Genomic DNA, 24028 nt, shown 5'->3' with positions numbered 1-24028 from the left:
ACATCGTCGCAAACCCTCGTTCCAGAGCTTTGTTCAGCCAATAGACAGGTCGGCGCGCTCATGCGTGTATCAGCCATGAAACAGCGTGTGTATCAGGTGCGCGCCTGGTTTCTGCAAGTATCTGAAAGCAAACAACATTTGAAAAGCGGCACAGCTTTCGCTCTCTCCTTCACAACGCTGACTAGGGCCAGCCCACTGAAGAAGGAATTGCAGCCGTGGGGAATATCCAAAAAGGTTTGACCTGCCTTCTGCTGATCGGATCAGCAGCCAGTACGTTGATCAGTTTCAACGCGCAGGCAGAAGGTAATGGCGTGATTGTCCTCAATCGCGACGTTCAGCCGATTCCTATCGGTCGTAGCGGCGGTAAAGACCCCTATCCAACCACCGTCAATGCCAACCCTTCAGGCCGCATCAATCAAGCGATGAGCAGCACTGAGCTCAATGACGGCGAGTTTGCCAGCGTAGCCAGTGGCTCTTCGATCCGCGGCAACATCAACACGCCGACGGCGAACCTGCCCGGCATGAACACCCTGACCAATCCCAACGGCCTGCCCGGCATGAGCAGCGGCCACGGCGGCGGCGCCGGCGGTTCCATCTCCAATACCGTCAACCGTGCCATGGGCGCAGGCCTCGCGCCGCTGACCCGCATGGCTGGAGGCCAATAAGATGAATCGTTCCCTGCTCCTGCTTGCCCTCTTCGGCTGCGCCAGTGCCATGGCGGCCGACCCCAGCTCAGTGAACAACGCGAACATTCAGGACATCGGCATTCAGTACCGCGGCAACTACAACGTCAACCAGGCCGCTGGCGACCAGATGCAACAGACCAACACCAAGGCGATCGCCATTGGCACCTCTGCCAGCGCCACCACCCATGTTCGCCAAGCGATCGATACACCCGCCAATCCTTCGACGAATGCCAGCGCAACCATTGGCGGCAATGCTTTCAGTAATGGCAACGGAATCCTGGGTGTGAACCAGGGCGCCGGGGCCAACAACCAGATGGCCAACGTCACGCGCGTCAGCATCAGTGCTGCCCCGCAGAGCGTTGACGACAGTGCCCTTTCACAACAGAACGTGGCGCTTTTACCGAGCTCAGGAGCAACTGGTACCTCATCCGGCAGTCGCCAGGTCACGACAAGTGACCAGGCCTTCACCGGCAGCCGCGGGGTAATCCAGGTGAACCAGAGTGCCGGGGTGGGGAACCGAATGGCTAACACCCTGAGCATCCGGGTCGCTGACTGACCCAAACAAAAAAAAGCAGTGCAATTAGAAAGTACCAACACTTAACCAACTAATAAGCACGATGGAGAAACACCATGAAACCTACAATGGCTCTCAAACCACTGGTTTTCGCACTTGCAGCAGTGATGGCAATCGCAGCACAGGCAGGCGGTCGTGATGACGATCATGGTAACGGGCACGGCAATGGTCATGGCAACCATGAACCAAAAGGCCCTACCCTGGAACAACTTCTGCAAATCGGCGCCGGCGCTGGTGCGGCCGTACTCGACACGCAGAACAGCGATGGCAACCTGGTGGGCAACCAAGGCACCAAAAATGATGCCTCCGTTCGCGACTCGGCCAATGGCACCAACGGCAACGTCGGCATGAACAACACCGCCGGCGATGGCAACCAACAAGACAACGCCGCTGCACTCGCAACTGCTGACGAAAGCTTCATCTTCGGCACTGCCGTGTCCGTTTCCAGCGCGACTCAGGTCAACAACAACAACGCGGTTGCCAACTACTCGACAACCAACAATGCCAACCTCAACAACGTGGGTAACGGCGGTTCCGGCAACATCGGTGTGAACAACAGTGCCGGCAACTTCAACCAACAGAAAAACAACCTGGCCATTGCTGTATCCGGTGGTCGTGTAGCTAACGCCGCTGCTGCTGCCAACCAAAGCTCCACTGGGTTGACTGTGTCCAACAACGGCACTCAAACCTACAAAACCGATACTCTGAGAGGCACCTTCACCGCTGCTGGCGCATTCGCGGCAGCTGGCAAAGCGACCATCGAAGGCGACAAAGGCCATGGTGGTGGCGGTTATGGCGACAACGACCGTGGTCATGGCGGCAACGGCGGCAGCAAAGATCAGAAAGCGACCTTTGAAGCTGTCGGCATCTTCGGTCTCGCCGGTGTAACCACACAACAAGTGCTGACCCCAGACGGCTGGAAAAACCCTGTGACCAACAACGCAAACATCTCCAACGTTGGTAACAACTTCTCCGGCAACGCTGGTTACAACAACGCCGCCGGTGTTGGTAACCAACAAAGCAACTCGCTGTCCATCGCTGCAGGTTGCAAAGCCTGCCTGTAGTCGCGATCGAAACGAAAGCCCCGGAAACGGGGCTTTTCCTCAGTCCGCAAAGGCGTATCGATCATGCGTAAGACTGCCCTCCTCGCCCTGCTTTGCGTCTGTGGCCTGACTCAGGCCGCCCAGATGCCCGTCGCTGCCCTGCCGGGTGGCACGCTCGTCTACAAAAACGTGCAAAGCATTCGTGAGCGCAAGTTTGCCGACATCGTCGAACAGAAAACCGATTTCAGCTGCGGCGCTGCTGCACTGGCCACGGTGTTACGCCAGGCCTATTGGCTCGACGTCGATGAGGAGCACATCATCAAAGGCATGCTGGTCAACGCTGACCAGGACCTTGTTCGCACTCAAGGGTTTTCCATGCTGGACATGAAGCGCTACATAGAAAGCATCGGCATGCGCGCCAGGGGTTACAAGATTCCAACGGAAAAGCTCGACGCTGTCACTATTCCGGTGGTGGTACTGATGGAAATTCGCGGCTACAAGCATTTCGTGGTTCTGCAGCGGGCAGACAAGGATTGGGTTTACATCGGAGACCCGGTTTTAGGTCACAAACGCTACACCCATGATGACTTTGTCAAAGGTTGGAACGGCATTGTTTTCGCCATCGTCGGTCCCGGATACGACAAGGCCAACGCCTTGCGCAGCCCTCCGGTACCGCTGACCGCCAAGAACAAGCTGGATGGCTTCAACCCTGTCAAAGATGCTGAATTGATGGACTTCGGGTTCATACAGAGCGACTTCTTTTAATCGCCGATTATAAAGAATGGGGCTGGATGTCCCGGGAGCAGCAAATGAAAACCTCATACTGGCTGGCCGCCGCCTGCCTGGCAGCGAGTGCGTCAGGCTATGCCAATGCAGGATTCAAACCTATAGAAATACAGGACAAGGAGTTGTCCGAGTTACGTGGTCGTTATGTCATGCCGGGGCGGATCATCAGCTTCGGCATTGTCATGAGCAGTACCTGGCGCAACGCCAGTGGCGATCTGATCGGGGCAGCCACCTCGATGCAACTTCAGGCAGCAACGGTTAAACCCGAATTCTACGTGCAAACGATCAAGGAGCACGGCAACGGCAGCACTCTTCCTACGGGTACCGGCACGATCACCGGTGGCGCCGGTCTCGACAGCAGCCAGGGCGTAACACAGAGCGTACGCGCTGCGGGTGACAGCAATACCGCCTACAACAACGTCGCCATCAACGTTAAAGAAGCCAGTCAGGCGCCAGCACTGGTGCCCACCCAAGGGCAGGCGCTGATGGCCGGGCAAACCATCGGCGGCAGCAATGCGGCGGGCAGCGTCGCAGTCTCGGCAAGCGGAGGCGGCGTACAGATGGCCATTCAGGCCTCAGGCAATCAAGGAACGGCCCTGCAGCAGGTCGCCCAGGGTGGCTTGCTGCAGAACACCCGTCTGCTCGGCAGTGCCAACGTGGTCAATAACATGACTCAACTCAACGTCGTACTGAACAATAACGGCCTGAGTGCCGGCGCACTGGATTGCAACCTGACGCAACTCAGGGCACTACGCAATATTGGATATTGAACTACGCTGAGTCTCGATCATTGGGCTTAAAGGGACGGCTTATTCATGTATCGATCAGTATCACTGCGTGCCGCTGTTTGTTTGAGCACTCTTCTACCTGCAGCAATGCTGCAAGCGGCACCGGACGCCGACGTGGAAGTCCTGAAACAAGAACTTCTGGAGCTGAAGCAACGTTACGAAGTACAACAAAAAGCCCTGGCGGTACTCGAACAACGGGTTCGCCAGGTCGAAGATCAACCCGCGGCGCCGCAACCGAAACGGTTGGCCAAGTCGCCGTCGGATCTCAAAGGCAATCCAAAAGTGGCCACCGGCACCGGGGCCGCAGCAGCGTCGGGGGGCGCAGCCGGAGGTAGTGGGGCTTCTTACGGGCAATCGCTGGCAGATGATTCGCAACCGGCACAAAGTGTGTCCAACCTGTACGACGAAGCCAGTGGTTTCTTCGGCGGTGGCAAATTCAGCTTCGAAACCGGTATCACCTACTCGCGCTACGACACCCGTCAGTTGATCCTCAACGGCTTCCTGGCACTGGACTCGATTTTTCTCGGCAACATCAACCTTGACCGGATCAAGGCCGATACCTGGACCCTCGACCTCACGGGCCGCTACAACTTCGACAATCGCTGGCAGTTCGACCTGAACGTGCCCGTGGTCTACCGCGATTCGACTTATCAATCCGGCGGCGGTAACGGCGGTGCGTCCAACGTCACGACCGAGCAGGACGTGACACGCGATCCAACCATTGGCGACGTCAACTTCGGCATCGCCTACAAGTTCCTCGATGAGTCAGCCAATACGCCGGATGCGGTCGTCACCTTGCGGGTCAAGGCACCCACCGGCAAGGATCCGTTCGGGATCAAGCTGCGCCAGACCGACGCCAACTCCAACCTGTTCGTGCCTGACACCCTGCCGACCGGCAACGGCGTCTGGTCGGTCACGCCGGGGATCTCGCTGGTCAAGACGTTCGACCCGGCGGTGCTGTTCGGCAGCTTGTCCTACACCCACAACCTGGAGGAGTCGTTTGACGACATCAGCTCGACGGTCAACCAGAAAAACCCGGGCAAGGTAAAGATCGGCGACAGCTTCCAGATCGGCGCCGGTATTGCGTTTGCGCTGAACGAGAAGATGAGTATGTCGTTCTCGATGTCTGATCTGGTGCAGCGCAAAAGCAAGCTGAAACAGGATGGCGGCGATTGGCAATCGGTGGTGTCCAGTGACGCCAACGCCGGTTACTTCAACGTCGGCATGACCATCGCGGCCACCGACAACCTGACCATTGTTCCGAACTTGTCGATCGGTTTGACCGACGATGCCCCGGACTTTTCCTTCAGTCTGAAATTCCCGTACTACTTCTAATCATCAGGAAACGCAAAAGGCCCGTTGCGCTCATCTCGCAACGGGCCTTTTGCGTTTCCCCGCCCTAGCGGATCTGATGCTTGTGGAGCAAACGGTAGAACGTCGGCCGTGATACGCCCAGCACTTTCGCCGCAACACTGAGGTTGTCGCTGTGCCGGTTCAGCACATCGCACAGTGCCTGGCGCTCGGCGCGGGTTTTGTAATCTTCCAGCGTGCCCATCGGTGTGGCGATCGAGTGCTGACTGATCAAGCCCAGATCGCGGGCCTCGATCTGCCGACCCTCGGCCAGCACCAATCCGCGCCGTACACGGTTGGCCAGTTCCCGGACATTGCCCGGCCAGTCATGTTTGCCCATGGCAATCAGCGCGTCTTCGCTGAAGCTGCGCGGGCGGCGACCGGTTTCATGGCTGTAGAAGTGGGAAAAGTGGTTGGCCAGCATCGATAAATCACCATGGCGCTCACGCAACGGCGCGGTGACGACTTGCAGCACGTTGAGCCGGTAATACAGGTCTTCGCGAAAACGCTTCTTCTCGATGGCCGCCTCAAGGTCGACGTGGGTCGCCGCCAGCACCCGCACGTCCACCGGAATCGGCTGACTGCCGCCGACGCGTTCGATGTGTTTCTCCTGCAGGAAGCGCAAGAGATTGGCTTGCAGCTCCAGCGGCAGATCACCGATTTCATCGAGGAACAACGTGCCGCCATTGGCCGCTTCAATGCGCCCGACCTTGCGCTGATGCGCGCCGGTAAAGGCGCCTTTTTCGTGGCCGAACAGCTCGGATTGGATCAAATGCTCGGGAATCGCCCCGCAGTTGATTGCCACAAACGGTTTGCTGTGACGCTGGGATTGCCGATGCAACGTGCGCGCAACCAGCTCTTTACCGGTGCCGCTTTCGCCACGGATCAACACCGGCGATTCGGTCGGAGCCAGTTTGCTGAGCAACTTGCGCAGTTCGCGGATGGGTTTGCTGTCGCCGAGCAGTTCATGTTCGGGCTGATCGACGTGAATCGTGCCCTGCCCGCGCAAACGCGCCATGCCGAACGCTCGACCGAGGGTGACCTGCACCCGCGAAACATCGAACGGCAAGGTGTGAAAATCGAAAAACCATTCGCAGACGAAATCACCGACGTTTTGTAAACGCAGGACTTCCTGATTGAGCACGGCGATCCACTCGGTACCACTGCGGCTGATCAGTTCCTTGACGGCTTCGGGACGTTCGAGGTGAAACGGCTGTAATCGCAGCAAGCCCACATCACAACTGCGGTCGGCGGCGTTTTCCAGGGTACAGCTATCAACATCCCAACCTACGGCGCGTAATCCGGGCAATAAGCGGTGGCAGTCGTCGCACGGATCGACCACCAATAAACGTCGTAACGCAGGCGCTTCGCTCATGACTGTTCCTTGGCGCCAAATTATTAGAAATGATTGTAAAAACAGTCATTTGGCAGACCCGACTGTAACATTAGCAAGATTTTGACAGGGCCTTGTATCGATTGCTTATAGGTGTACAAGCAAACACGTTATAAGAAACCAGGTTGTTAGTTAGCTATCGACTAAATTGCTGTTTCAACCTTTCAGTGAGCTTTCAAAACCTGCCTGCAAAGCAACGCCATGAAAGAAAGTTGAAATTTCTTTGTTTCATGTGTGACCTGCCTGCCGGTTCGGTGCATCAGTACAAGTACCAGCCGAACGGTAAGCCCAACCGACGGCACATCACTTGATTGGGCACGACAGAGAGAAAACCCCATGACCGCCCCGCTCCGTATCAACGAAGCTCTTTTGATTGCCAACCACGCGTTCAAACCTTTCCAGTGCGTGGCCTGGGCGCCACAAGACGGCAATGGCGAATTGAGCCTGACCGTGATCGACCGGACCAACTCGCACATCGGTCGCAAACAGATCCCGAGCAGCGCCTACTCCGATCCAGCGCAACTAGAACAACTGTTGCAGCAGGCTCGCGCTGAACTCAGCGAAGAAGGTTACAGCCTGCAATCCTGGTCGATGCCACACTAACAGCCGGGCGATGCGGATGACTTTCAGGTCATCCGCCCTCTTCGCTTAGTTGTGATCTTTTTAAACACCCGCTACTTTTGTACAACTATTTGCAACTTGTTCAGGCGCAACTGCTTGGCCGGCTTGCTATTGGTTCAAAAAGACACTGTTCTGGCACAGTGCGACCCTCCACCTGTTAGTTCTTACAGTTGTACTTCTCCCGGTTCAGGGATTGAATGTTCCGCTCATGCAGTTACCCACCCGGTTCCCGGTAAAGGTCAACTCGCAAGGAGATGCGTGCATGTCCACCCTGAACACTTTTGCCCTCTCGGCGTTACCGAAGACGTTGTTGAATCGGGCCGGTCAACTCGACAGGACGTTTGCCGCCATCGGCGTCGCCCAAGTGTATTTCGCGGGCAGCGTGTCCAGCCTGACGGAAAATATCGCGCTCGATGCGCAGGGGCGGATCCTCGTCGCCGCCAAAGTCGGCATCGCCGCCGGCAGCCGTTTCGGCCTGGCCCGCATGCTCGCCGATGGCTCAGCCGACCTGGCCTTTGGCGAGCAAGGCAGCGTGATCGATACCTTTGCTCCAGGCTTCGAAGCCACGGCCGGTAAAGTCCAGGTACTGCCCGATGGGCGCATCCTGCTCGCCGGCCTGCATTATGAAAACGCGCATCGTACCTTGCCGGCGCTGGCCTTGTTCGATGCACAGGGCAAACCGGACCTGAGCTTCGGTGACAACGGGCGTCAGGTGGTGCGGTTGCCTGGCGACTTGTCCATGGGCAGCCGCGATGCCTGGCTGCCGCCGGGCGTCCCGGGCGCTGAAGCCTGCGACTTTGTCGTCCAGAACGACGGCCATATTCTGTTGATCGCCAATCATCATTTCGAACTCGCCGACCATGCCGGCATGCTGATTCGCCTCAAGCCCGACGGCAGCCTCGATGAAACCTTCAACGGCCGCGGCTTCGTGATGATTCGCCACTTGCTGCTCAACACCTGGCTCAGCAGCCTGCTGCTGCAAAAGGATGGGCGGATTGTGGTGGCCGGCTCCATCGACTTTCCGCAAGAGGGTCTGTTGGCACGCTACCTACCCGACGGCCGCCTCGACGAGCGTTTTGCCGTGGACGGATTCATGGCGTTCAAGGCTCACAGCCAAAGCGCTCAGGTCAGTCAGGTCATTGAGTCCACCGACGCGTTGCACTGTTTCGGCAGCAGTCGCGACCCGATTCGTTGCATGGCCTACAGCGTACACACCAATGGTCGACCGAACTTGCACCACCACGGCGGGCAACCACAACTGCTGGAAATCGGCCCCAGCGGCTGCCAATGGAGCGCCGCCCAGCGCATGGCGGACGGCCGCATCATCGCGGTCGGTGCAACCATTGGTGGAATCGAAGCAGATTTTATAGTCGCCCGCTACTTGAGTGATGGCGACCTGGATCACAGTTTTGGCGACGGTAAAGGCTGGCTGCGCACGCGGCTGGGCCGAAGTCTGGACACGGCCAATTCACTGGCCGTGCAAGCAGATAATGCCATTCTCGTTGGCGGTTATTCATTGGATGGTAACTATCGGGCGATGGTGGCGCGGTACCTGAACCATTGAAAAACACGGACTGTACTTGATCTTCCGTAACGCATCCGGCAACTTGCGCGCTTCGATAAAACAAGGAGCAACCGATGTCCGGTTCAATGGCCCAGGCGTTCGCGCACAATTTTCTCGGGCAATCGCCACGCTGGTACAAGGCGACCATCGTCGGTTTTCTGATCCTCAATGCGCTGGTGCTGTTCACGGTTGGCCCGGTCGCGGCCGGCTGGCTGCTGGTGATCGAATTCATCTTCACCCTGGCGATGGCGCTCAAGTGTTATCCGCTGATGCCCGGCGGCTTGCTGCTGATCGAAGCGCTGTTGCTGAAGATGACCACGGCGCAAGCGCTTTACGATGAACTGGTGCACAACTTCCCGGTGATCCTGCTGCTGATGTTCATGGTGGCCGGCATCTATTTCATGAAGGATCTGCTGCTGTTTCTGTTCTCGCGCCTGCTATTGGGCGTGCGTTCTAAAGCGGCGCTGGCGTTGATGTTCTGTTTTCTTTCCGCGTTTCTCTCGGCGTTTCTGGATGCCCTGACGGTGACGGCGGTGATCATCAGCGCGGCGGTCGGCTTTTATTCCGTCTATCACCGCGTCGCGTCCGGCAACGATCCGCGTCAGGACAGTGAGTTCGCTGACGACCAGAACCTGCCGAAACTGCATCACGCCGACCTGGAGCAGTTCCGCGCCTTCCTGCGCAGTCTGTTGATGCACGGCGCAGTCGGTACGGCGTTGGGCGGTGTGTGCACGCTGGTGGGCGAACCGCAGAACCTGTTGATCGGCCACGAAATGGGCTGGCACTTCGGCGAGTTCTTCACCAAGGTTGCGCCGGTTTCGCTGCCGGTGCTGGCAGCGGGTCTGGTCACCTGCGTGTTGCTGGAGAAACTGCGCTGGTTCGGTTACGGCACACTGCTGCCGGACAATGTTCGCGCCGTGCTGGCCAACTACGCCGCCGAAGACAATGCCGAACGCACGGCGCGCCAACGCGCAGCACTGCTGGTGCAAGGCGCTGCGGCATTGATCCTGATCGGCTGCCTGGCCTTGCACATCGCTGAAGTCGGCCTGATCGGGTTGATGGTGATTGTGTTGATCACCGCGTTTACCGGGATCACTGACGAGCACCGTTTGGGCAGTGCATTCAAGGACGCCATGCCGTTCACCGCGTTGCTGGTGGTGTTTTTTGCGGTGGTGGCGGTGATTCACGATCAACAGCTGTTTGCGCCGTTGATTCAATGGGTGCTGGCGCTACCGGTCGAGCAACAACCGGGCATGTTGTTTATTGCCAACGGCCTGCTGTCGGCAATCAGTGACAATGTGTTTGTCGCGACGATCTACATCACTGAAGTGAAGCAGGCATTCCTCGCCGGGCACATGAGTCGTGAGCATTTCGAGACATTGGCGATTGCGATCAACACCGGTACGAACCTGCCGAGCGTGGCGACACCGAATGGTCAGGCCGCGTTCCTGTTCCTGCTGACTTCGGCGATTGCACCGCTGGTGCGCCTGTCGTACGGGCGCATGGTATGGATGGCGTTGCCGTACACCTTCGTGATGGGGCTGTTGGGCTGGTATGCCGTCAGCTACTGGCTCTGACAAACACCGCGTAAAAACTGTAGGAGTGAGCCTGCTCGCGATAGCGGTGTGTCAGCCCAGGAAATGCTGACTGATACATTGCTATCGCGAGCAGGCTCACTCCTACATTTGGTCTTGGGTGGTGTCAGTGAGGCAGGATGTATTTCTCGATCGCTTGCGCCACGCCGTCTTCGGTGTTCGGCGCGGTGACCACGTCAGCCTGACGCTTCACAGCCTCCTCCGCCTGACCCATCGCAATCGACAGGCCTGCGCAATGAAACATTGCCGGGTCGTTGCCGCCATCACCGATGGCCGCTGTCTGTTCCAGTGGGATCCCGAGATGCGCGGCCAGCGTTGCCAGCGCGGTGCCCTTGTTGGCCTCCAGAGCGGTCACGTCGAGATACACCGGTTGCGAACGCGAGACCTGTGCCATGCCGTTGACCTTGGGCAGCAAGCGCGCCTCAAGCTCGATCAACAGCTCAGTGTTGTTACTGGTCGCGACGATCTTGTCGATGCGCTCCAGATACGGCTCGAAACTCTCGACCACCACCGGCGGATAGCCGAGACCATGCTGCTCGCGCGGCACCATCGGCCCGTGCGGATCCTTGAGCAGCCAGTCACCGCCGCTGAACACCCAGATTTCCACATCCGGCTGATCGGCAAACGTGGCCAGCGCAATCAGCGCGGTGGTGGCCGGCAGATAATGCGCGACCAACAAACTGCCATCCGGATTGACGATGGTCCCACCGTTAAACGCCGCTGTCGGCAGATCTACGCCCAGGGCTTCAATCTGCTGCAGCATGGCTTTCGGTGGTCGACCGGTGGCGAGACTGAACAACACGCCCGCCTCACGCAACGAACGCACCGCATCAATGGTGCGCTGGCTCAACGTGTGATCCGGCAGCAACAACGTGCCGTCCATGTCACTGAGCAGAAAACGGATAGGTTGTTGCGGCAAGTCACTCATCCGAGGCCATGCCAGACGCGACCATCGCGAGTCAGCAGGTCTTCGGCAGCTTGCGGGCCGTCTTCACCGGCGGCGTAGGTCTGCACACTTGCATCCTGCTGCCAGGCGTCGAGGAACGGTTGCACCGCACGCCAACCATTCTCGATATTGTCGGCGCGCTGAAACAGCGTCTGATCGCCGGTCAGGCAGTCGTAGATCAACGTTTCGTAACCGGTCGACGGCTGCATCTCGAAAAAGTCTTTATAAGCAAAACCCAGTTCGATGTTGGCCATGTTCAACGCCGGCCCCGGCCGTTTGGCCAGCAGGTCGAACCACATGCCTTCGTTTGGCTGGATCTGGATGCGCAGGTACGTCGGCTGCAACTCGTCGACTTCGGTGTCACGGAACTGTGCGTACGGCGCCGGTTTGAAGCAGATGACGATCTCGGTGTCGCGCACGCTCATGCGTTTGCCGGTGCGCAGGTAGAACGGCACGCCGACCCAGCGCCAGTTGTCGATCATCACCTTCAGGGCGACGTAGGTTTCGGTGCTGCTGTCGGGCGCGACGTTGGGCTCTTGGCGATAACCGTTCAGAGGCTTGCCGGCAACCTCGCCCGCGCTGTATTGGCCACGTACCGAATTGGCCCGCGCCTCTTCAGTGGTCCAAGGGCGGATCGCTCCAACAACCTTGGCCTTCTCGCCTCGCACTGCATCAGCGCCGAACGCCGCCGGCGGTTCCATCGCAACCATGGCGAGCAACTGGAACAGGTGATTGGGCACCATGTCGCGCAGTGCACCGGTGTGTTCGTAAAAACTGCCACGGGTTTCGACACCGACGGTTTCGGCGGCGGTGATCTGTACGTGGTCGATGTAGTGGTTGTTCCAGAACGCTTCGAACAGGCTGTTGGAGAACCGGCTGACCAGAATGTTCTGCACGGTTTCCTTGCCCAGATAATGATCGATCCGATAGATCTGCTTCTCGGACATCACCTTGAGCAGGCAGGCGTTCAATGCTTCGGCGGTTTGCAGATCGGAGCCGAACGGCTTCTCGATTACCACCCTTCTGAACGCTTCCGGGGTTTCTTCAAGCAAACCGGCGCTGCCGAGTCGGCGCACCACTTCACTGAAGAAACGCGGCGCGGTGGCCAGGTAGAACACCGCATTGCCGGTGCCGCTGTCGGCGATTTTCGCCGCCAGCGCAGAATAAGTGCTGTCGTCCAGGAAGTCGCCCTGTACGTAGCTGATACCTTTGGCGAGCTTGGCCCACAAGGCCGGATCAAGCATCTGATCGCCCTTGCCGACATTCGCCGCCACTTCGGTGCGGATGAAGTCTTCGAGCTTCTGCGCGAAGGCCTCATCGGTAATGGCGTTGTGGTCAACGCCAACGATCCGCAGATTTTCGTCAAGCAAGCCGTCGCGACTGAGGTTGTACAGCGCCGGCATCAGCAAGCGCTTGACCAGGTCGCCGTGGGCACCGAACAGAAACAGCGTGGTCGGTGGTGCGGGTTCTGCCTTGGATTTCCTGCGGATCGTATGGGTCATTTCTTCGGTGTCTCCACGTGGCCGCCGAAGCCGAAGCGCTGGGCCGATAGAATCTTGTCGCCAAAGGTGCCCTGGCCGCGCGAGCGGTAGCGCGAGAACAGCGAGTTCGACAGCACCGGGACCGGCACCGCTTGTTCCATGGCCGCTTCGATGGTCCATTGACCTTCGCCGCTGTCCGCTACGGAGCCGGAGAAGCCGTCGAGTTTCGGATCGCTGGCCAGTGCATCGGCGGTCAGGTCGAGCAACCACGACGAGACCACGCTGCCACGGCGCCACACTTCCGCGATGTCGGCGACGTTCAGATCAAAACGCTGATCTTCCGGCAGGCGTTCGCTGGACTTGGTCTTGAGGATGTCGAAACCCTCGGCGAACGCGGCCATCATGCCGTACTCGATGCCGTTGTGAATCATCTTCACGAAGTGCCCGGCACCGGCAGGACCGGCGTGGATGTAACCGTGTTCGGCGCGGTGGTCGTCGGACTTGCGATCCTTGGTGCGCGGGATGTCACCCATGCCCGGCGCCAGTGCGGCGAACAATGGGTCGAGGCGCTGCACGGTTTCAGCGTCGCCGCCGATCATCATGCAGTAGCCGCGTTCCAGGCCCCAGACGCCACCGGAGGTGCCGACGTCGATGTAGTGCAGGCCTTTTTCGGCCAAAGTCTTGGCCCGGCGGATGTCGTCCTTATAGTTGGTGTTGCCGCCGTCGATGATGGTGTCGCCGGCTTCGAGCAGAGTGCTCAGGGTGTTGATGGTGTCTTCGGTGGGTGCGCCGGCCGGCAGCATGACCCAGACCGCACGCGGCTTGGCCAGGCCGGCAACCAGTGCCGGCAAATCGGCGACGCCAGTGGAGCCCTCGGCGACCAGGTTATCGATGAAAGCGGTATTGCGGTCGTAAACAACGGTGGTGTGACCGTTGAGCATCAGACGTCGCGCAATATTGCCGCCCATGCGGCCCAGTCCAATAATCCCGAGTTGCATGTGCTGATGCTCCTTACTACAAATAAATGTGTGTCATTGGTTATAGCCCAACGCGACTGATGGAGGTTAGTCCAGAGCGTTGCGATGAAGTTTCCGGGCATTGTGCCCGATCCAGACTGATAACGCCCCGAATCCTGCAGAAGACACACCGACCATGAAAAATAAAAAAGTTCCATTCACAGGCAAAAGAAATCAAAATCGGCGCCGATAGTAGATCTGTACCGCAAGCCGGGACGACCTACAGTTGATGCACGCCATTTGCGAGGTGAGCAATGGGCACAGTACACACAGCAATGCCGCCACAAACCCTGTACGTGACAATCCGTCGCGATGAATTGCGCCAGTTGAAAGACGAACGCGACCAGTTGAAGCAGGAACTGGCGCAGCTGCGCCTCTTGACCCAGGGTGCGCAACCGCAACCTTTGCCGGTCGTTCAGCGTCATCCCCACGCCTGATCCCCCGCCTGATTCGGGAACGGCAGCGGCTGTTCCCGACGCGCTACCCTCTGGCCGCATGCCCCACGGCAAAAGCGCCGCTTAACAAAACTTTCACATTCTCTTCGTAATACTCCGCCCCAATCTGGCCGTACCTTCGCGTACGGCCTCCGTTCGTCGGCTTCACGGATGTTCCGGCGGTGGTTGTAACGAGTGAGCTGGAGCGCCGAATGGCATTGTTCAAACGCAGCAAAACGACTGCGACAGGTTTCGACTGGGCCGGTTTTCTCTGGCTGTTTGTATTCTTCTGGTACTTCTCGGGTATCACCCAACTGCTGATCCAGCTGACCGGTACCTCCGGCTTCACCGGGTTCCGTCAGGCGTTCGTCATGAGCGCGATCTGGCTGGCGCCGATGCTGCTATTCCCCAAACGCACCAAACTGCTCGCCGCCATCATCGGCGTGGTGCTGTGGGCCTGCTCGATGGCCAGCCTGGGCTACTTCTTCATCTATGAGCAGGAATTCTCCCAGAGCGTGATCTTCATCATGTTCGAGTCGAACATCTCTGAAGCCGGCGAGTACATGACCCAGTACTTTGCCTGGTGGATGGTGCCGGCGTTCCTCGCGCATACCGCGTTCGCTTACTTCCTGTGGACTCGCCTGCGCCCGGTGTACATGCCCCGTGGCCGTGCATTCGTCGCGGCGATGGCCATCCTGATTGCCGTAATCGGTTATCCGCTGGTCAAACAAACGATGCGTATGGGCACCTTCGCCCAAGGCTTCGAGAAATTCGAAACCCGTATCGAGCCGGCGGTCCCATGGCAGATGGTCGTGGCCTATCACCGTTATCAGGAAACCCTCGCCGACATGCAGGGCATGCTGCATAACGTCAGCAAGATCCCGCCGCTGAAAAACCTCAAGGACGCCTCGGCCGATCAGCCGAAGACCCTGGTGCTGGTGATCGGCGAATCGACCAACCGTCAGCGCATGAGCCTTTATGGCTATCAGCGCAACACCACGCCGGAACTGGACAAGCTCAAGGATCAACTGGCGGTGTTCGACAACGTCGTCACCCCGCGCCCGTATACCATCGAAGCCTTACAGCAAGTGCTGACCTTCGCTGACGAAGAGCATCCGGATCTGTACCTGTCGACGCCGTCGCTGGTCAGCATGATGAAACAGGCCGGTTACAAGACCTTCTGGATCACCAACCAGCAGACCATGACCAAGCGCAACACCATGCTCACGACCTTCTCCGAGCAGGCGGACGAACAGGTGTACCTGAACAACAACCGCAACCAGAACGCCGCGCAATACGATGGTGACGTGATCGAGCCGTTCAACAAGGCCCTGACTGATGCGGCACCGCGCAAACTGATCGTTGTGCATTTGCTCGGCACGCACATGAGCTACCAGTACCGCTATCCGCCGACGTTCGACAAATTCCAGGATCGCAACGGCGTGCCGCCCGGCGTGCGTGACGACCAGGTGCCGACCTACAACAGCTACGACAACGCCGTGCTGTACAACGACTTTGTCGTGTCGAGCCTGATCAAGGATTATGCCAAATCCGATCCGAACGGCTTTTTGCTGTACCTCTCCGACCATGGTGAAGACGTCTTCGACTCGGTCGGCCACAAGACCCTGGGCCGCAACGAAAACAAACCGACCGCGCCGATGTACACCATTCCGTTCATGGCCTGGGCGTCGCCGAAGTGGAAAGAAAGCCACGACTGGAACTTCGCCGCTGACCTTGATCGTCCGTACAGCAGCTCGCACTTGATCCACACCTGGGCAGATCTGGCCGGTTTGAGTTTTGATGAACTCGACCACAGCAAAAGCCTGGTCAGCGACAGCTTCAAGGCCCGTCCATTGCTGATCGGCGACCCGTACCAGACGGAGCAGCGTGCGCTGATCGACTTCAGTTTGATGAAGCCTAAGAAACCCGACGTCGCGCCGGCGGGTGTCGCGCAGCAGTAACACCAGAAGGGGCCGACACCGGCCCCTTTTTCATGCTCGACACATCTTCAAATAACAATATTTCTCGTTTGACACTAAATCCCCGCCCTACCCCTCGTCTTTGAACAAACGGAATTTTTCCCTCGAAGACAAGGAGTCGGCTGCGATGTTCGCGCCCATTACCCGTTCCATGACCCTCACCCTAGGCCTGTGCGGCGCTGCGTTCAGCGCCGATCTGCTGGCTGAAGCCGAAGCCGAAAAATCGCCGCAGCCCGGCAATCCGGCGCTGGAGCTGGCCGCGACCAACGTCAGCGCGCAAGGCCTGGGCACGACCACCGAGAACACCGAATCCTATACCACTGGCGCGATGAGCACGGCGACGCGGCTGAATCTGTCGATCAAGGAAACCCCGCAATCGGTGTCGGTGATCACGCGCCAGCAAATGGATGATTTCAAGCTCGGTACATTGTCCGAAGCAATGCGCCAGACCACCGGCGTGGTGGTGCAGCATCTGGATTCGGATCGGGTCAGTTATTCGTCGCGTGGTTATGCGATCAACAATTTCCAAGTCGACGGGATGCTCAACACCTTCGATCGCATGAAGTCCGACTCCGATACGATCATTTACGACCGTATCGAGGTGGTGCGCGGTGCCACCGGGTTGACCACGGGTGCGGGTGATCCGTCGGCGACGATCAACATGGTGCGCAAGCGTCCGACCGCGCAATGGCAGGCGCTGGCCGGGGTCAGTGGCGGCAGCTACGACAATTACTACAGTTACGTCGACGTCGGTGGGCCATTGGCTTTCGACGGTCGTCTTCGCGGACGCACGGTGCTGGCCTATCGCGACAATCAGTCGATCAAGGACAAATACGCGCTGCAACGGGAAGTCGGTTATGGCGTGCTGGAAGCTGATCTGACTGATTCCACTGTGCTGGCGGTCGGTTACGACTATCAGAACAAACATGTGCAAGGCTCGTCCTGGGGCACCGTGCCGTACTGGAATGCCGACGGCAGCAAGGCCGGTCTCGGCCGCTCGACCAACATGGCGACGTCGTGGAGTTCCTGGCCGCTGCAAGACAAGACCGCGTTCGCCACCCTCGATCAGCAACTGGCCGGCGGCTGGCGCCTGAAAGCGGCGTACACCCACCGCGAGAGCAATACCGACGGCAAGGTCTATTACGCTGGTGCCGGTTTTCCCGCAGCGGACCGCAGCGGCATGCTCGCCTACACCTCGCACATGATCGGCACGCAGAAAATGCAGGCGTATGACTTCAATGTCTCCGGCCCCTACTCGCTGCTGGGCCGTGAGCACGAAATGATGTTCGGCTATGGTGAGGCCGAGCGCCGTTCGAATTCCCCGTACACCATTGCCGGTGCGCGCCCAAAGGACTACGGAACCATCCGCGACTGGAAGTACATGGGCGACATCGCAAAATTCAGCGACACCGTCACCGACCTCACCGGTTCCAAGGACAATACCCGCCAGAAAGCCGGCTACATCGCCACGCGCCTGAGCCTGACAGATGATCTGCACGCCGTGCTCGGCAGCCGATATGGCAGTTGGGAGGCGTCCAGTACCAGCAACAGTTATGACGCCAATCGGCAAGTGACCGAGGTGGATTACACCAGCCAGAAACAGAACGACGTCTGGACGCCTTACGCCGGTCTGCTGTATGACCTGACCCCGGAATACACGGCGTACGTGAGTTACACCGACATCTTCAAGCCCCAGGGCAACCGCGACAAGAATCGCAAATACATCGACCCGGTGGTCGGCAAAAACTATGAAGTGGGCATCAAGGGCAGCCTGCTCGAGGAGCGCCTGAACCTGTCTACCGCGGTGTTCTGGAGCAAGCAGGATAACGTCGCCGAACTCGATAACTCGGTACCGGCGGATCCGGTTACTCGTGAGCAGTTCTACAAATCCGGCGGCAAGGGCAACAAGGTCAACGGCTTTGAAGCCGAAGTGTCCGGGGAAATCCTTCAGGGCTGGAACATGACCGCCGGTTACACCTACACCCACTCGGTCAACGGCGAAAGCGCGCGCACCAACACCAATCAGCCGATGAACCTGTTGCGCGTCTCCACCGCGTACCGCCTGCCGGGCGACTGGCAGGCGCTGACCGTGGGCGGCGCGGTCAACTGGCAAAGCGATGTGTATGGCACGTCGAGCCGACCGGTTGGCGACGACACCGAACAAGCGCGAATCGCCCAGAGCGCCTATACCGTGGTCAATTTGATGTCGCGCTACGAGTTCGACCGGCACCTGTCGGCGTCACTGAACGTCAACAACCTGTTCGACAAGAAATACTATGACAACGTCGGTTTCTATAACGGCGTGTACTGGGGCGACCCGCGCACCGTCACCCTGAGTCTCGACTGGAAGCTCTGACCCCCGCCTCTCGGGCGCGGCGCACCTGTGCTTGATGTGCGCCGCAGCTGTCTGGTACTGCCCCGCAACATGCTGCAAAACCCACACTGAACCGGCGTTAACCCCGTGTTAATTCATGCCACCCAGACTCTCTTCCGAGATCTGCTTCATGGACGAACGGCTCCCACTTGTTCAGTAGGAGGCACCATGAAAATCACTACCGCAATCCTTGCCGGGCTGTTTGCCCTGGGTTCTGCCAGCGTCTTCGCCGAAGGCGGCGCTGAGCGCATGCGTTATTACTACGACAACTTCCCGGTTCAGCACGCCCAGAGCGAGCAGAAGAGCGACGCCAACGCGAAAGAAATTCGCGTTCCCGCCGACCAGACGGCGCAAGTGACCGAGTCCTATCGCGACTGAGATTTAGCGAGCAACCGATGGACCTCCCGTGGCTCCGCTCTGGCCTGGGAGAAAACAGTTTGGCGCCCTGATTGGGGCGCTTTTTTTTGGGGTTGATTCAGTCGATTAGTCAGAATTGGATGTCCGGCTTTCGACTTGTGGTGAATTCGCCCCTCACCCCAGCCCTCTCCCGAGGGAGAGGGAGCTGATTTGTGGGCTTTTCAAAACCTGAGTTCGGCACAATATTTCAGGTCGGCGTACCTTGCCAAAACACCTCGGTCAGTCCCCTCTCCCGAGGGAGAGGGAGCTGATTTGTGGGGTTTTCAAAATCTGAGTTCGGCTCGATGTTTCAGGTCGGCGTACCTTGCCAAAACACCTCGGTCAGTCCCCTCTCCCTCTGGGAGAGGGTTAGGGTGAGGGGCTTCTAGGCCTGCAAACTCTTGATCCAGAACAGCATGCGCCCGTGATCTGGGTCGAACATGCCCGGCGCGAAGCCGAATTTTCCGTAGGCGTTCTGCGCCACAGCGTTACCTTCAAGTACTTCAAGGGTGATCTTGCAGCAACCGCGCTGGCGAGAGATTTCCTCGACTTTCTGCAGCATTTTCTGGCTCAGACCGAGGCCACGAAACTTGCCCACCACCGCCACGTCGTGGACGTTGACCAATGGTTTGCAGGCAAACGTGGAGAATCCTTCGAAGCAGTTCACCAGACCTGCCGGTTCGCCACCGACAAAGGCCAGCACGCTGAACGCATGCGGGCGACGGGCCAGTTCTTCGGGCAACCGACGCAACACGTCAGGGTCAAGCGAATGACCGCCGCCCATGGGGTCTTCTGCGTAATGATTGAGCACGATACCGATGGCCTCGGCGTGCGTTGGATTGCTGTAGCGGGCTTGAAGCACAAGAATTTCTGCGGAATCCATTTCCATCCCCGAACACACAAAAGCCCCGGCGCGCAAAGTGCGCGCTGAAAGGTTGCCTGACCTTAGCGCGGGGGTGATCGGGCGGGCAACCGGCAAATGCAAAAGATCTTTTGCTTTATCAGTGCCCCCAGATCAACTCTTCGGTCCAGCCCAGTTCGGCGAAGTCCTCGGCGCGCAGTCCGCTCTCGCCGACACAGAAGAACTCATCCAGTTGCGGCGGGTTCACTGCAGTATCGCTGAGCATCGCGTGCACCTGCCCCCGGTGATGAATCTGATGCTCGAACAAATGCGACAACATGCGCAGACGACTCTCGTGCTGCGGCGTGTCACGGGCGATGGTGACGATCCGGGTCAGATCGGCATCGCGCAGTTGCTCGCAATAAGCAATCAGCCGCCGATCAACGTGAGCCTGCTCCTCGCGCAACTGCGCGCCCTCGGTAAACGGTTCGTCCGCGTTGAAAAACACATAACAGTCAGGATGCGGCTCGGCGCCGCGCAGCTCGCGCTCCAGCGCATCGACGTAGAACCAGTCGCAGGTGAGGATGTGATTGAGAGTCAGACGAATACTCGGGAAGAAACTCACCCGAGGCGCCGCCAGATCTGCCGCGCCAAGCTGCGACCAGGCCTTGGCCAGGCGATGATTGGCCCAGGCATTCTGATAAGCCATGGTCAGCAGATGATGGGATAACGCTTGGCTCATGTCGGCGCCCTCTTCACTCAAGCTTCGGCAAAACGCTGCAGCTGCATCTCCTGCAAGCGACTGAGGGTACGGCGGAACGGGAATTCCAGATAACCCTCGGTGTACAGCGCGTCCATCGACACTTGCGCCTCGATGTACAGCGGCACCTTGCGGTCGTAGCACTCGTCGACCAGCGCGATGAAACGCCGCACACCGTCATCGTGAACCGACAATTGCGGCAACTCGCGGTCACCGGCCACCACACGTTGCGCGCCGTCTTCGGTGCCGCGCGCGATGCGCCCCTCACGTTTCTGTGCGCTGAGATTGGGCACCTCGCTCAACAGAATAGCCGTGTAGCGGTCGCACAGCGCGATGAAATCCATGGCGGCGAACGGTTGCTCGCACAGATCCGCGTAGCGGCACCACAACACCGTTTCACTGGCCAGCACCACGTTCAACTGGCGATGACCGACCGCCACCGGTTCGGCGCTGGCCGCTTGCCCGGCGGTCAATGCCGGAAAGACCTCATCCAGTGCACTGCCCGCAGACGTGGCCACAAAATAACGTTGCAGGCCCGCCCCCGGATGCAAGCGATGATCCTCGGCGCCATTCACCGCCACCACCTGCATATGCGCCTTGATCGCGGCAATCGCCGGGACAAAGCGATCGCGGTTGAAGCCATCGGCGTACAGATCGTCCGGCGGTAGATTGGACGTGCACACGATCACCACGCCTTCGTCGAACATCACCTGAAACAGCCGACCGAGAATGATCGCGTCACCGATGTCGCTCACGAACAATTCATCGAAGCACAGCACCCGCACCTCGGCCGCCAGCTCTTTGGCCAGCGCGCGCAATGGATCGGCAATCCCGGTCAACTGGAACGAACGCTGGTGCACCCAGCCCATGAAGTGATGAAAGTGTTGGCGTCGCGCCGGCACCCGCAGGGTCTGATAGAACTGATCCATCAGCCAGGTCTTGCCGCGCCCGACCGGCCCCCACAGATAAACGCCGGTGACCGAACGGGCACCGGCGTGCAGGGATTCATGGCATTTTTGCAGTGCCCAGACCGCATGTTCCTGGGCTTCATCCTGGATGAAACCCTTGTGTTGCACGGCGTGTTGCCAGGCGCTGAGGGGGGAGTCGAAAGTCATGCGCGGCAGTATGCCACGCCGATTACAGGGAAATATCCAGTCGGGCGATTTTCCCCTGCTCGTTCAACCGAAACGTGTAGCGCAGTTGCGCCGGGCTGCCGGGAAAGGTTCCGGAAATCAGCCCGTGCACCAGCACCTTGCCGGTGCGCTGCTGCACGTCCAGCACTTCGACCCGTGGCTGATAACGTTGCCCGGTGTCGTGCATCCATTGCGCGATGGCTCGCGGGCCGACTTGATGCTGGCCCTCGTCGAACACGTTGGCATCCTCGGCAAAAAAAATGGCGACCCGCGAGGTATCGCGTGCGTTGGCCGCATCGATATACGCAGCGATCGCCGGGGCCAGCGCAGAGACGGGATGGGACATGGTTGCAGCTCCTTTTGTTTGGTTCTGCGAGCATCCTAAAACAGCGTTGCGTCAGTTTTTGTCAGGAGTGAAGCGTCCGCTTTCATCCAGTTGCATCTGCTCGCGCCAAGTACGCAAAAGGTCGCTGCGCCGTCCCGGATAACCCTCGCCCTGGCGGCTGGCCGCGCTGATCCGGTCGGTGCGAAACGTACGATAGGCGCCGCGCAATTCGCACCACGCGACGATGATCCGCACCTCATTGAGAAAGCCCAGCGCCAAAGGCCAGATCAGCCGTTGGCTGGGCACCTGCTGCGCGTCGGCGTAATCGATGTGCAGTTTGGCCTGGTCGCGGATGGCATGGCGGAACACGTTCAACGGCACGGCGTTTTGCGGAAAACCATAGCCCGGCGGGCCCGGCATCACCGTGGGATTGCGCAGTGCTTCCTGGGCTTGCGGATCGAGAACAGCGGCAATTTTCGCCAGCGCATCCGCCGCGGCTTTGCCGAGGACTTCGTCACCACGCTGATCGACGTAGCGCAAACCGAGGACGATGGCTTCGGTCTCGTCGGCATTGAGCATCAGTGGCGGCAAAAACAGGCCGCTGCGCAGCACATAACCAATCCCCGCCTCGCCATGGATCGGCGCGCCGAGCGCGGTCAGCTCAGCGATATCGCGATAGAGCGTGCGCTCGGACACTTCCAGCTCGGCAGCCAGAATCGCCGCCGTGACCGGGCGCTTCTTGCCGCGCAGCACTTGCAGCAAAGTCAAAAGACGAGTGGTACGCGACACGATCGGCGGACTCTGGAGGGAAAAGATTCCGGAGCTTAGCAGAGGCTGGTGTCAGAAAATGGCAGGAGCCTTGGCTGAAATGTGGGAGCGAGCTTGCTCGCGAAAGCGGCGGGTCAGTCGCCAACGATGTTGGCTGAGCTGACGCCTTCGCGAGCAAGCTCGCTTCCACAGGGGGGCGCAGTATTGCGTCAAATATCGACCTTGTGTCGGGCGGCGTAGAGGCAGAGCATTTCCATCGCCAGTGTCGCGGCAGCCAATGAGGTGACCTCGGCGTGGTCGTAGGCCGGGGCGACTTCCACCACGTCCATGCCGACCAGATTGATGCCGCGCAAACCACCGAGAATCTCCAGCGCTTGCACGGTGCTCAAGCCTCCACAGACAGGGGTGCCGGTTCCGGGTGCAAATGCCGGATCCAGGCAATCGATGTCGAACGTCAAATACACCGGGTTATCGCCCACCCGCGCGCGGATCGCTTCGATAATCGCTTCGCAACCACGGCGATGCACCTGCCGGGCATCCAGTACCTGAAAGCCCATGTGATCGTCATTGGTGGTGCGCAAACCGATCTGCACCGAGCGCGCCGGATCAACCAGCCCTTCGCGCGCGGCGTGCCAGAACATGGTGCCGTGGTCGACCCGTTTGCCCTCCTCGTCCGGCCAGGTGTCGCTGTGCGCATCGAAGTGGATCAGCGACAGCGTGCCGTGCTTGCGAGCATGCGCCTTGAGCAGCGGGTAGCTGATGAAGTGATCACCGCCAAACGTCAGCATCGCGCTGCCGGCGTTGAGAATCTGCTCGGCGTGGGCTTCGATGCTTTCCGGGATGCTGTGGGGCGATCCGTAATCGAAGTCGCAGTCGCCGTAATCGATGACCGCCAAATGATCAAACGGATCGAACGTCCATGGCCAGTGACGTTCCCAGGCGATCCCGGTAGAAGCCGCACGAATCCCCCGTGGCCCGAAACGTGCGCCGGGGCGGTTGCTGGTCGCGGTGTCGAACGGCACGCCGCTGACCGCGACATCGATGCCGCGCAAGTCGCGGCTGTAGCGCCGGCGCATGAAACTGGTGATGCCGGCGTAAGTACTTTCGGCAGCAGTGCCGTAAAGGCTGTCACGGGTGATCGCCTGGTCGTTTTGCATGGGCACATCCATCGTGGT

General features: G+C 59.1%; 23 protein-coding genes. 13 read left to right on the top strand and 10 right to left on the bottom strand.

Translation table 11 applies throughout. The features are described from left to right. The first annotated feature begins 215 nt into the window (after window positions 1–215). From HUW52_RS16385 to HUW52_RS16360, 6 genes are all read left to right on the top strand, one after another. On the top strand, window positions 216–665 hold the full coding sequence (locus tag HUW52_RS16385; RefSeq protein ID WP_175554260.1) for a hypothetical protein: 450 nt from the start codon (window positions 216–218) through the stop codon (window positions 663–665). Between the two features lies 1 nt (window position 666). Continuing rightward, window positions 667–1242: an adhesin gene (locus HUW52_RS16380; protein WP_175554259.1), complete on the top strand. Its 576-nt coding sequence runs from the start codon at window positions 667–669 to the stop codon at window positions 1240–1242. Window positions 1243–1316: 74 nt separating this feature from the next. Continuing rightward, window positions 1317–2324, top strand: a complete 1008-nt coding sequence (locus HUW52_RS16375; RefSeq protein WP_016983758.1) for a hypothetical protein — start codon at window positions 1317–1319, stop codon at window positions 2322–2324. Between the two features lie 63 nt (window positions 2325–2387). Continuing rightward, window positions 2388–3068: a C39 family peptidase gene (locus HUW52_RS16370; RefSeq protein WP_016983759.1), complete on the top strand. Its 681-nt coding sequence runs from the start codon at window positions 2388–2390 to the stop codon at window positions 3066–3068. 44 nt (window positions 3069–3112) lie between these two features. Next, window positions 3113–3859: a hypothetical protein gene (locus HUW52_RS16365; RefSeq protein ID WP_016983760.1), complete on the top strand. Its 747-nt coding sequence runs from the start codon at window positions 3113–3115 to the stop codon at window positions 3857–3859. Window positions 3860–3904: 45 nt separating this feature from the next. Continuing rightward, window positions 3905–5212, top strand: a complete 1308-nt coding sequence (locus tag HUW52_RS16360; RefSeq protein ID WP_016983761.1) for a transporter — start codon at window positions 3905–3907, stop codon at window positions 5210–5212. 64 nt (window positions 5213–5276) lie between these two features. On the opposite strand, the gene HUW52_RS16355 is transcribed toward HUW52_RS16360, so the two are convergent. Further along, window positions 5277–6602: a sigma-54 dependent transcriptional regulator gene (locus HUW52_RS16355; protein ID WP_016983762.1), complete on the bottom strand. Its 1326-nt coding sequence runs from the start codon at window positions 6600–6602 to the stop codon at window positions 5277–5279. Window positions 6603–6956: 354 nt separating this feature from the next. Between HUW52_RS16355 and HUW52_RS16350 the strand changes: the two genes are divergently transcribed. From HUW52_RS16350 to nhaB, 3 genes are all read left to right on the top strand, one after another. Further along, window positions 6957–7223, top strand: a complete 267-nt coding sequence (locus HUW52_RS16350; RefSeq protein ID WP_016983763.1) for a hypothetical protein — start codon at window positions 6957–6959, stop codon at window positions 7221–7223. A gap of 280 nt (window positions 7224–7503) precedes the next feature. Continuing rightward, a complete protein-coding gene (locus tag HUW52_RS16345; protein WP_175554258.1) occupies window positions 7504–8805 on the top strand; it encodes a hypothetical protein in 1302 nt (433 codons plus the stop codon). Between the two features lie 74 nt (window positions 8806–8879). Further along, window positions 8880–10382 carry a sodium/proton antiporter NhaB gene (nhaB, locus tag HUW52_RS16340; RefSeq protein WP_016983765.1) on the top strand — a complete coding sequence of 501 codons (1503 nt, stop codon included), beginning with the start codon at window positions 8880–8882 and terminating at the stop codon, window positions 10380–10382. A gap of 124 nt (window positions 10383–10506) precedes the next feature. Here nhaB and HUW52_RS16335 read toward each other — a convergent pair whose 3' ends face one another. Genes HUW52_RS16335 through gnd form a run of 3 tightly spaced genes read right to left on the bottom strand, consistent with a single transcriptional unit; the run spans window position 10507 to window position 13825 of the window. Then, window positions 10507–11328, bottom strand: a complete 822-nt coding sequence (locus tag HUW52_RS16335; RefSeq protein WP_175554257.1) for an HAD family hydrolase — start codon at window positions 11326–11328, stop codon at window positions 10507–10509. Then, window positions 11325–12848, bottom strand: a complete 1524-nt coding sequence (gene zwf, locus HUW52_RS16330; RefSeq protein WP_175554256.1) for a glucose-6-phosphate dehydrogenase — start codon at window positions 12846–12848, stop codon at window positions 11325–11327. Before zwf ends, HUW52_RS16335 begins: the two co-directional genes overlap by 4 nt. After that, window positions 12845–13825 (bottom strand): phosphogluconate dehydrogenase (NAD(+)-dependent, decarboxylating), encoded by a 981-nt coding sequence (gene gnd / locus HUW52_RS16325; RefSeq protein ID WP_007914838.1) that lies wholly within the window; start codon window positions 13823–13825, stop codon window positions 12845–12847. The genes zwf and gnd overlap by 4 nt, the downstream gene beginning before the upstream one ends. 272 nt (window positions 13826–14097) lie before the next feature. On the opposite strand from gnd, the gene HUW52_RS16320 reads away from it, so the two are divergent. From HUW52_RS16320 to HUW52_RS16305, 4 genes are all read left to right on the top strand, one after another. Continuing rightward, on the top strand, window positions 14098–14280 hold the full coding sequence (locus tag HUW52_RS16320) for a DUF6026 family protein (protein ID WP_016983768.1): 183 nt from the start codon (window positions 14098–14100) through the stop codon (window positions 14278–14280). Between the two features lie 209 nt (window positions 14281–14489). Further along, entirely contained in the window at window positions 14490–16238 is a 1749-nt protein-coding gene (locus tag HUW52_RS16315; protein WP_016983769.1) for a phosphoethanolamine transferase CptA, read from the top strand. Between the two features lie 145 nt (window positions 16239–16383). Further along, window positions 16384–18612, top strand: coding sequence for a TonB-dependent siderophore receptor (locus tag HUW52_RS16310; protein ID WP_175554255.1), 2229 nt, complete (start codon window positions 16384–16386; stop codon window positions 18610–18612). A 186-nt stretch (window positions 18613–18798) separates the two neighbouring features. Further along, entirely contained in the window at window positions 18799–19008 is a 210-nt protein-coding gene (locus HUW52_RS16305) for a hypothetical protein (RefSeq protein ID WP_016983771.1), read from the top strand. Between the two features lie 403 nt (window positions 19009–19411). Here HUW52_RS16305 and HUW52_RS16300 read toward each other — a convergent pair whose 3' ends face one another. The 6 genes from HUW52_RS16300 to speB all read right to left on the bottom strand — a co-directional run bounded on the left by HUW52_RS16300 (window position 19412) and on the right by speB (window position 24022). Continuing rightward, window positions 19412–19909 (bottom strand): GNAT family N-acetyltransferase, encoded by a 498-nt coding sequence (locus HUW52_RS16300; protein WP_175554254.1) that lies wholly within the window; start codon window positions 19907–19909, stop codon window positions 19412–19414. Window positions 19910–20027: 118 nt separating this feature from the next. Beyond that, window positions 20028–20609: a DinB family protein gene (locus HUW52_RS16295; protein WP_175554253.1), complete on the bottom strand. Its 582-nt coding sequence runs from the start codon at window positions 20607–20609 to the stop codon at window positions 20028–20030. A gap of 17 nt (window positions 20610–20626) precedes the next feature. Beyond that, on the bottom strand, window positions 20627–21742 hold the full coding sequence (gene zapE, locus HUW52_RS16290) for a cell division protein ZapE (RefSeq protein ID WP_175554252.1): 1116 nt from the start codon (window positions 21740–21742) through the stop codon (window positions 20627–20629). A gap of 22 nt (window positions 21743–21764) precedes the next feature. Further along, window positions 21765–22106, bottom strand: a complete 342-nt coding sequence (locus tag HUW52_RS16285; RefSeq protein WP_175554251.1) for a nuclear transport factor 2 family protein — start codon at window positions 22104–22106, stop codon at window positions 21765–21767. Between the two features lie 51 nt (window positions 22107–22157). Beyond that, on the bottom strand, window positions 22158–22874 hold the full coding sequence (locus HUW52_RS16280) for a YafY family protein (protein ID WP_175554250.1): 717 nt from the start codon (window positions 22872–22874) through the stop codon (window positions 22158–22160). 188 nt (window positions 22875–23062) lie between these two features. Continuing rightward, window positions 23063–24022: an agmatinase gene (speB, locus tag HUW52_RS16275; protein ID WP_175554249.1), complete on the bottom strand. Its 960-nt coding sequence runs from the start codon at window positions 24020–24022 to the stop codon at window positions 23063–23065. Window positions 24023–24028: the final 6 nt, after the last annotated feature.

This window comes from Pseudomonas sp. 43A, from assembly GCF_013363935.1.
Lineage (GTDB): Bacteria > Pseudomonadota > Gammaproteobacteria > Pseudomonadales > Pseudomonadaceae > Aquipseudomonas > Aquipseudomonas crudilactis.
This window is presented reverse-complemented; position numbering and strand designations above follow the sequence as displayed.

What these genes read in the sequence shown, in the direction of transcription:
- nhaB (WP_016983765.1), top strand. Translation starts at nt 8,880, where the DNA reads ATGTCCGGTTCAATGGCCCAGGCGTTCGCGCACAATTTTCTCGGGCAA.
- HUW52_RS16305 (WP_016983771.1), top strand. Translation starts at nt 18,799, where the DNA reads ATGAAAATCACTACCGCAATCCTTGCCGGGCTGTTTGCCCTGGGTTCT.
- HUW52_RS16380 (WP_175554259.1), top strand. Translation starts at nt 667, where the DNA reads ATGAATCGTTCCCTGCTCCTGCTTGCCCTCTTCGGCTGCGCCAGTGCC.
- HUW52_RS16285 (WP_175554251.1), bottom strand. Translation starts at nt 22,106, where the DNA reads ATGTCCCATCCCGTCTCTGCGCTGGCCCCGGCGATCGCTGCGTATATC.
- HUW52_RS16375 (WP_016983758.1), top strand. Translation starts at nt 1,317, where the DNA reads ATGAAACCTACAATGGCTCTCAAACCACTGGTTTTCGCACTTGCAGCA.
- zapE (WP_175554252.1), bottom strand. Translation starts at nt 21,742, where the DNA reads ATGACTTTCGACTCCCCCCTCAGCGCCTGGCAACACGCCGTGCAACAC.
- HUW52_RS16335 (WP_175554257.1), bottom strand. Translation starts at nt 11,328, where the DNA reads ATGAGTGACTTGCCGCAACAACCTATCCGTTTTCTGCTCAGTGACATG.
- gnd (WP_007914838.1), bottom strand. Translation starts at nt 13,825, where the DNA reads ATGCAACTCGGGATTATTGGACTGGGCCGCATGGGCGGCAATATTGCG.
- zwf (WP_175554256.1), bottom strand. Translation starts at nt 12,848, where the DNA reads ATGACCCATACGATCCGCAGGAAATCCAAGGCAGAACCCGCACCACCG.
- HUW52_RS16315 (WP_016983769.1), top strand. Translation starts at nt 14,490, where the DNA reads ATGGCATTGTTCAAACGCAGCAAAACGACTGCGACAGGTTTCGACTGG.
- HUW52_RS16320 (WP_016983768.1), top strand. Translation starts at nt 14,098, where the DNA reads ATGGGCACAGTACACACAGCAATGCCGCCACAAACCCTGTACGTGACA.
- HUW52_RS16350 (WP_016983763.1), top strand. Translation starts at nt 6,957, where the DNA reads ATGACCGCCCCGCTCCGTATCAACGAAGCTCTTTTGATTGCCAACCAC.
- HUW52_RS16300 (WP_175554254.1), bottom strand. Translation starts at nt 19,909, where the DNA reads ATGGATTCCGCAGAAATTCTTGTGCTTCAAGCCCGCTACAGCAATCCA.
- speB (WP_175554249.1), bottom strand. Translation starts at nt 24,022, where the DNA reads ATGGATGTGCCCATGCAAAACGACCAGGCGATCACCCGTGACAGCCTT.
- HUW52_RS16310 (WP_175554255.1), top strand. Translation starts at nt 16,384, where the DNA reads ATGTTCGCGCCCATTACCCGTTCCATGACCCTCACCCTAGGCCTGTGC.
- HUW52_RS16295 (WP_175554253.1), bottom strand. Translation starts at nt 20,609, where the DNA reads ATGAGCCAAGCGTTATCCCATCATCTGCTGACCATGGCTTATCAGAAT.
- HUW52_RS16345 (WP_175554258.1), top strand. Translation starts at nt 7,504, where the DNA reads ATGTCCACCCTGAACACTTTTGCCCTCTCGGCGTTACCGAAGACGTTG.
- HUW52_RS16370 (WP_016983759.1), top strand. Translation starts at nt 2,388, where the DNA reads ATGCGTAAGACTGCCCTCCTCGCCCTGCTTTGCGTCTGTGGCCTGACT.
- HUW52_RS16355 (WP_016983762.1), bottom strand. Translation starts at nt 6,602, where the DNA reads ATGAGCGAAGCGCCTGCGTTACGACGTTTATTGGTGGTCGATCCGTGC.
- HUW52_RS16360 (WP_016983761.1), top strand. Translation starts at nt 3,905, where the DNA reads ATGTATCGATCAGTATCACTGCGTGCCGCTGTTTGTTTGAGCACTCTT.
- HUW52_RS16365 (WP_016983760.1), top strand. Translation starts at nt 3,113, where the DNA reads ATGAAAACCTCATACTGGCTGGCCGCCGCCTGCCTGGCAGCGAGTGCG.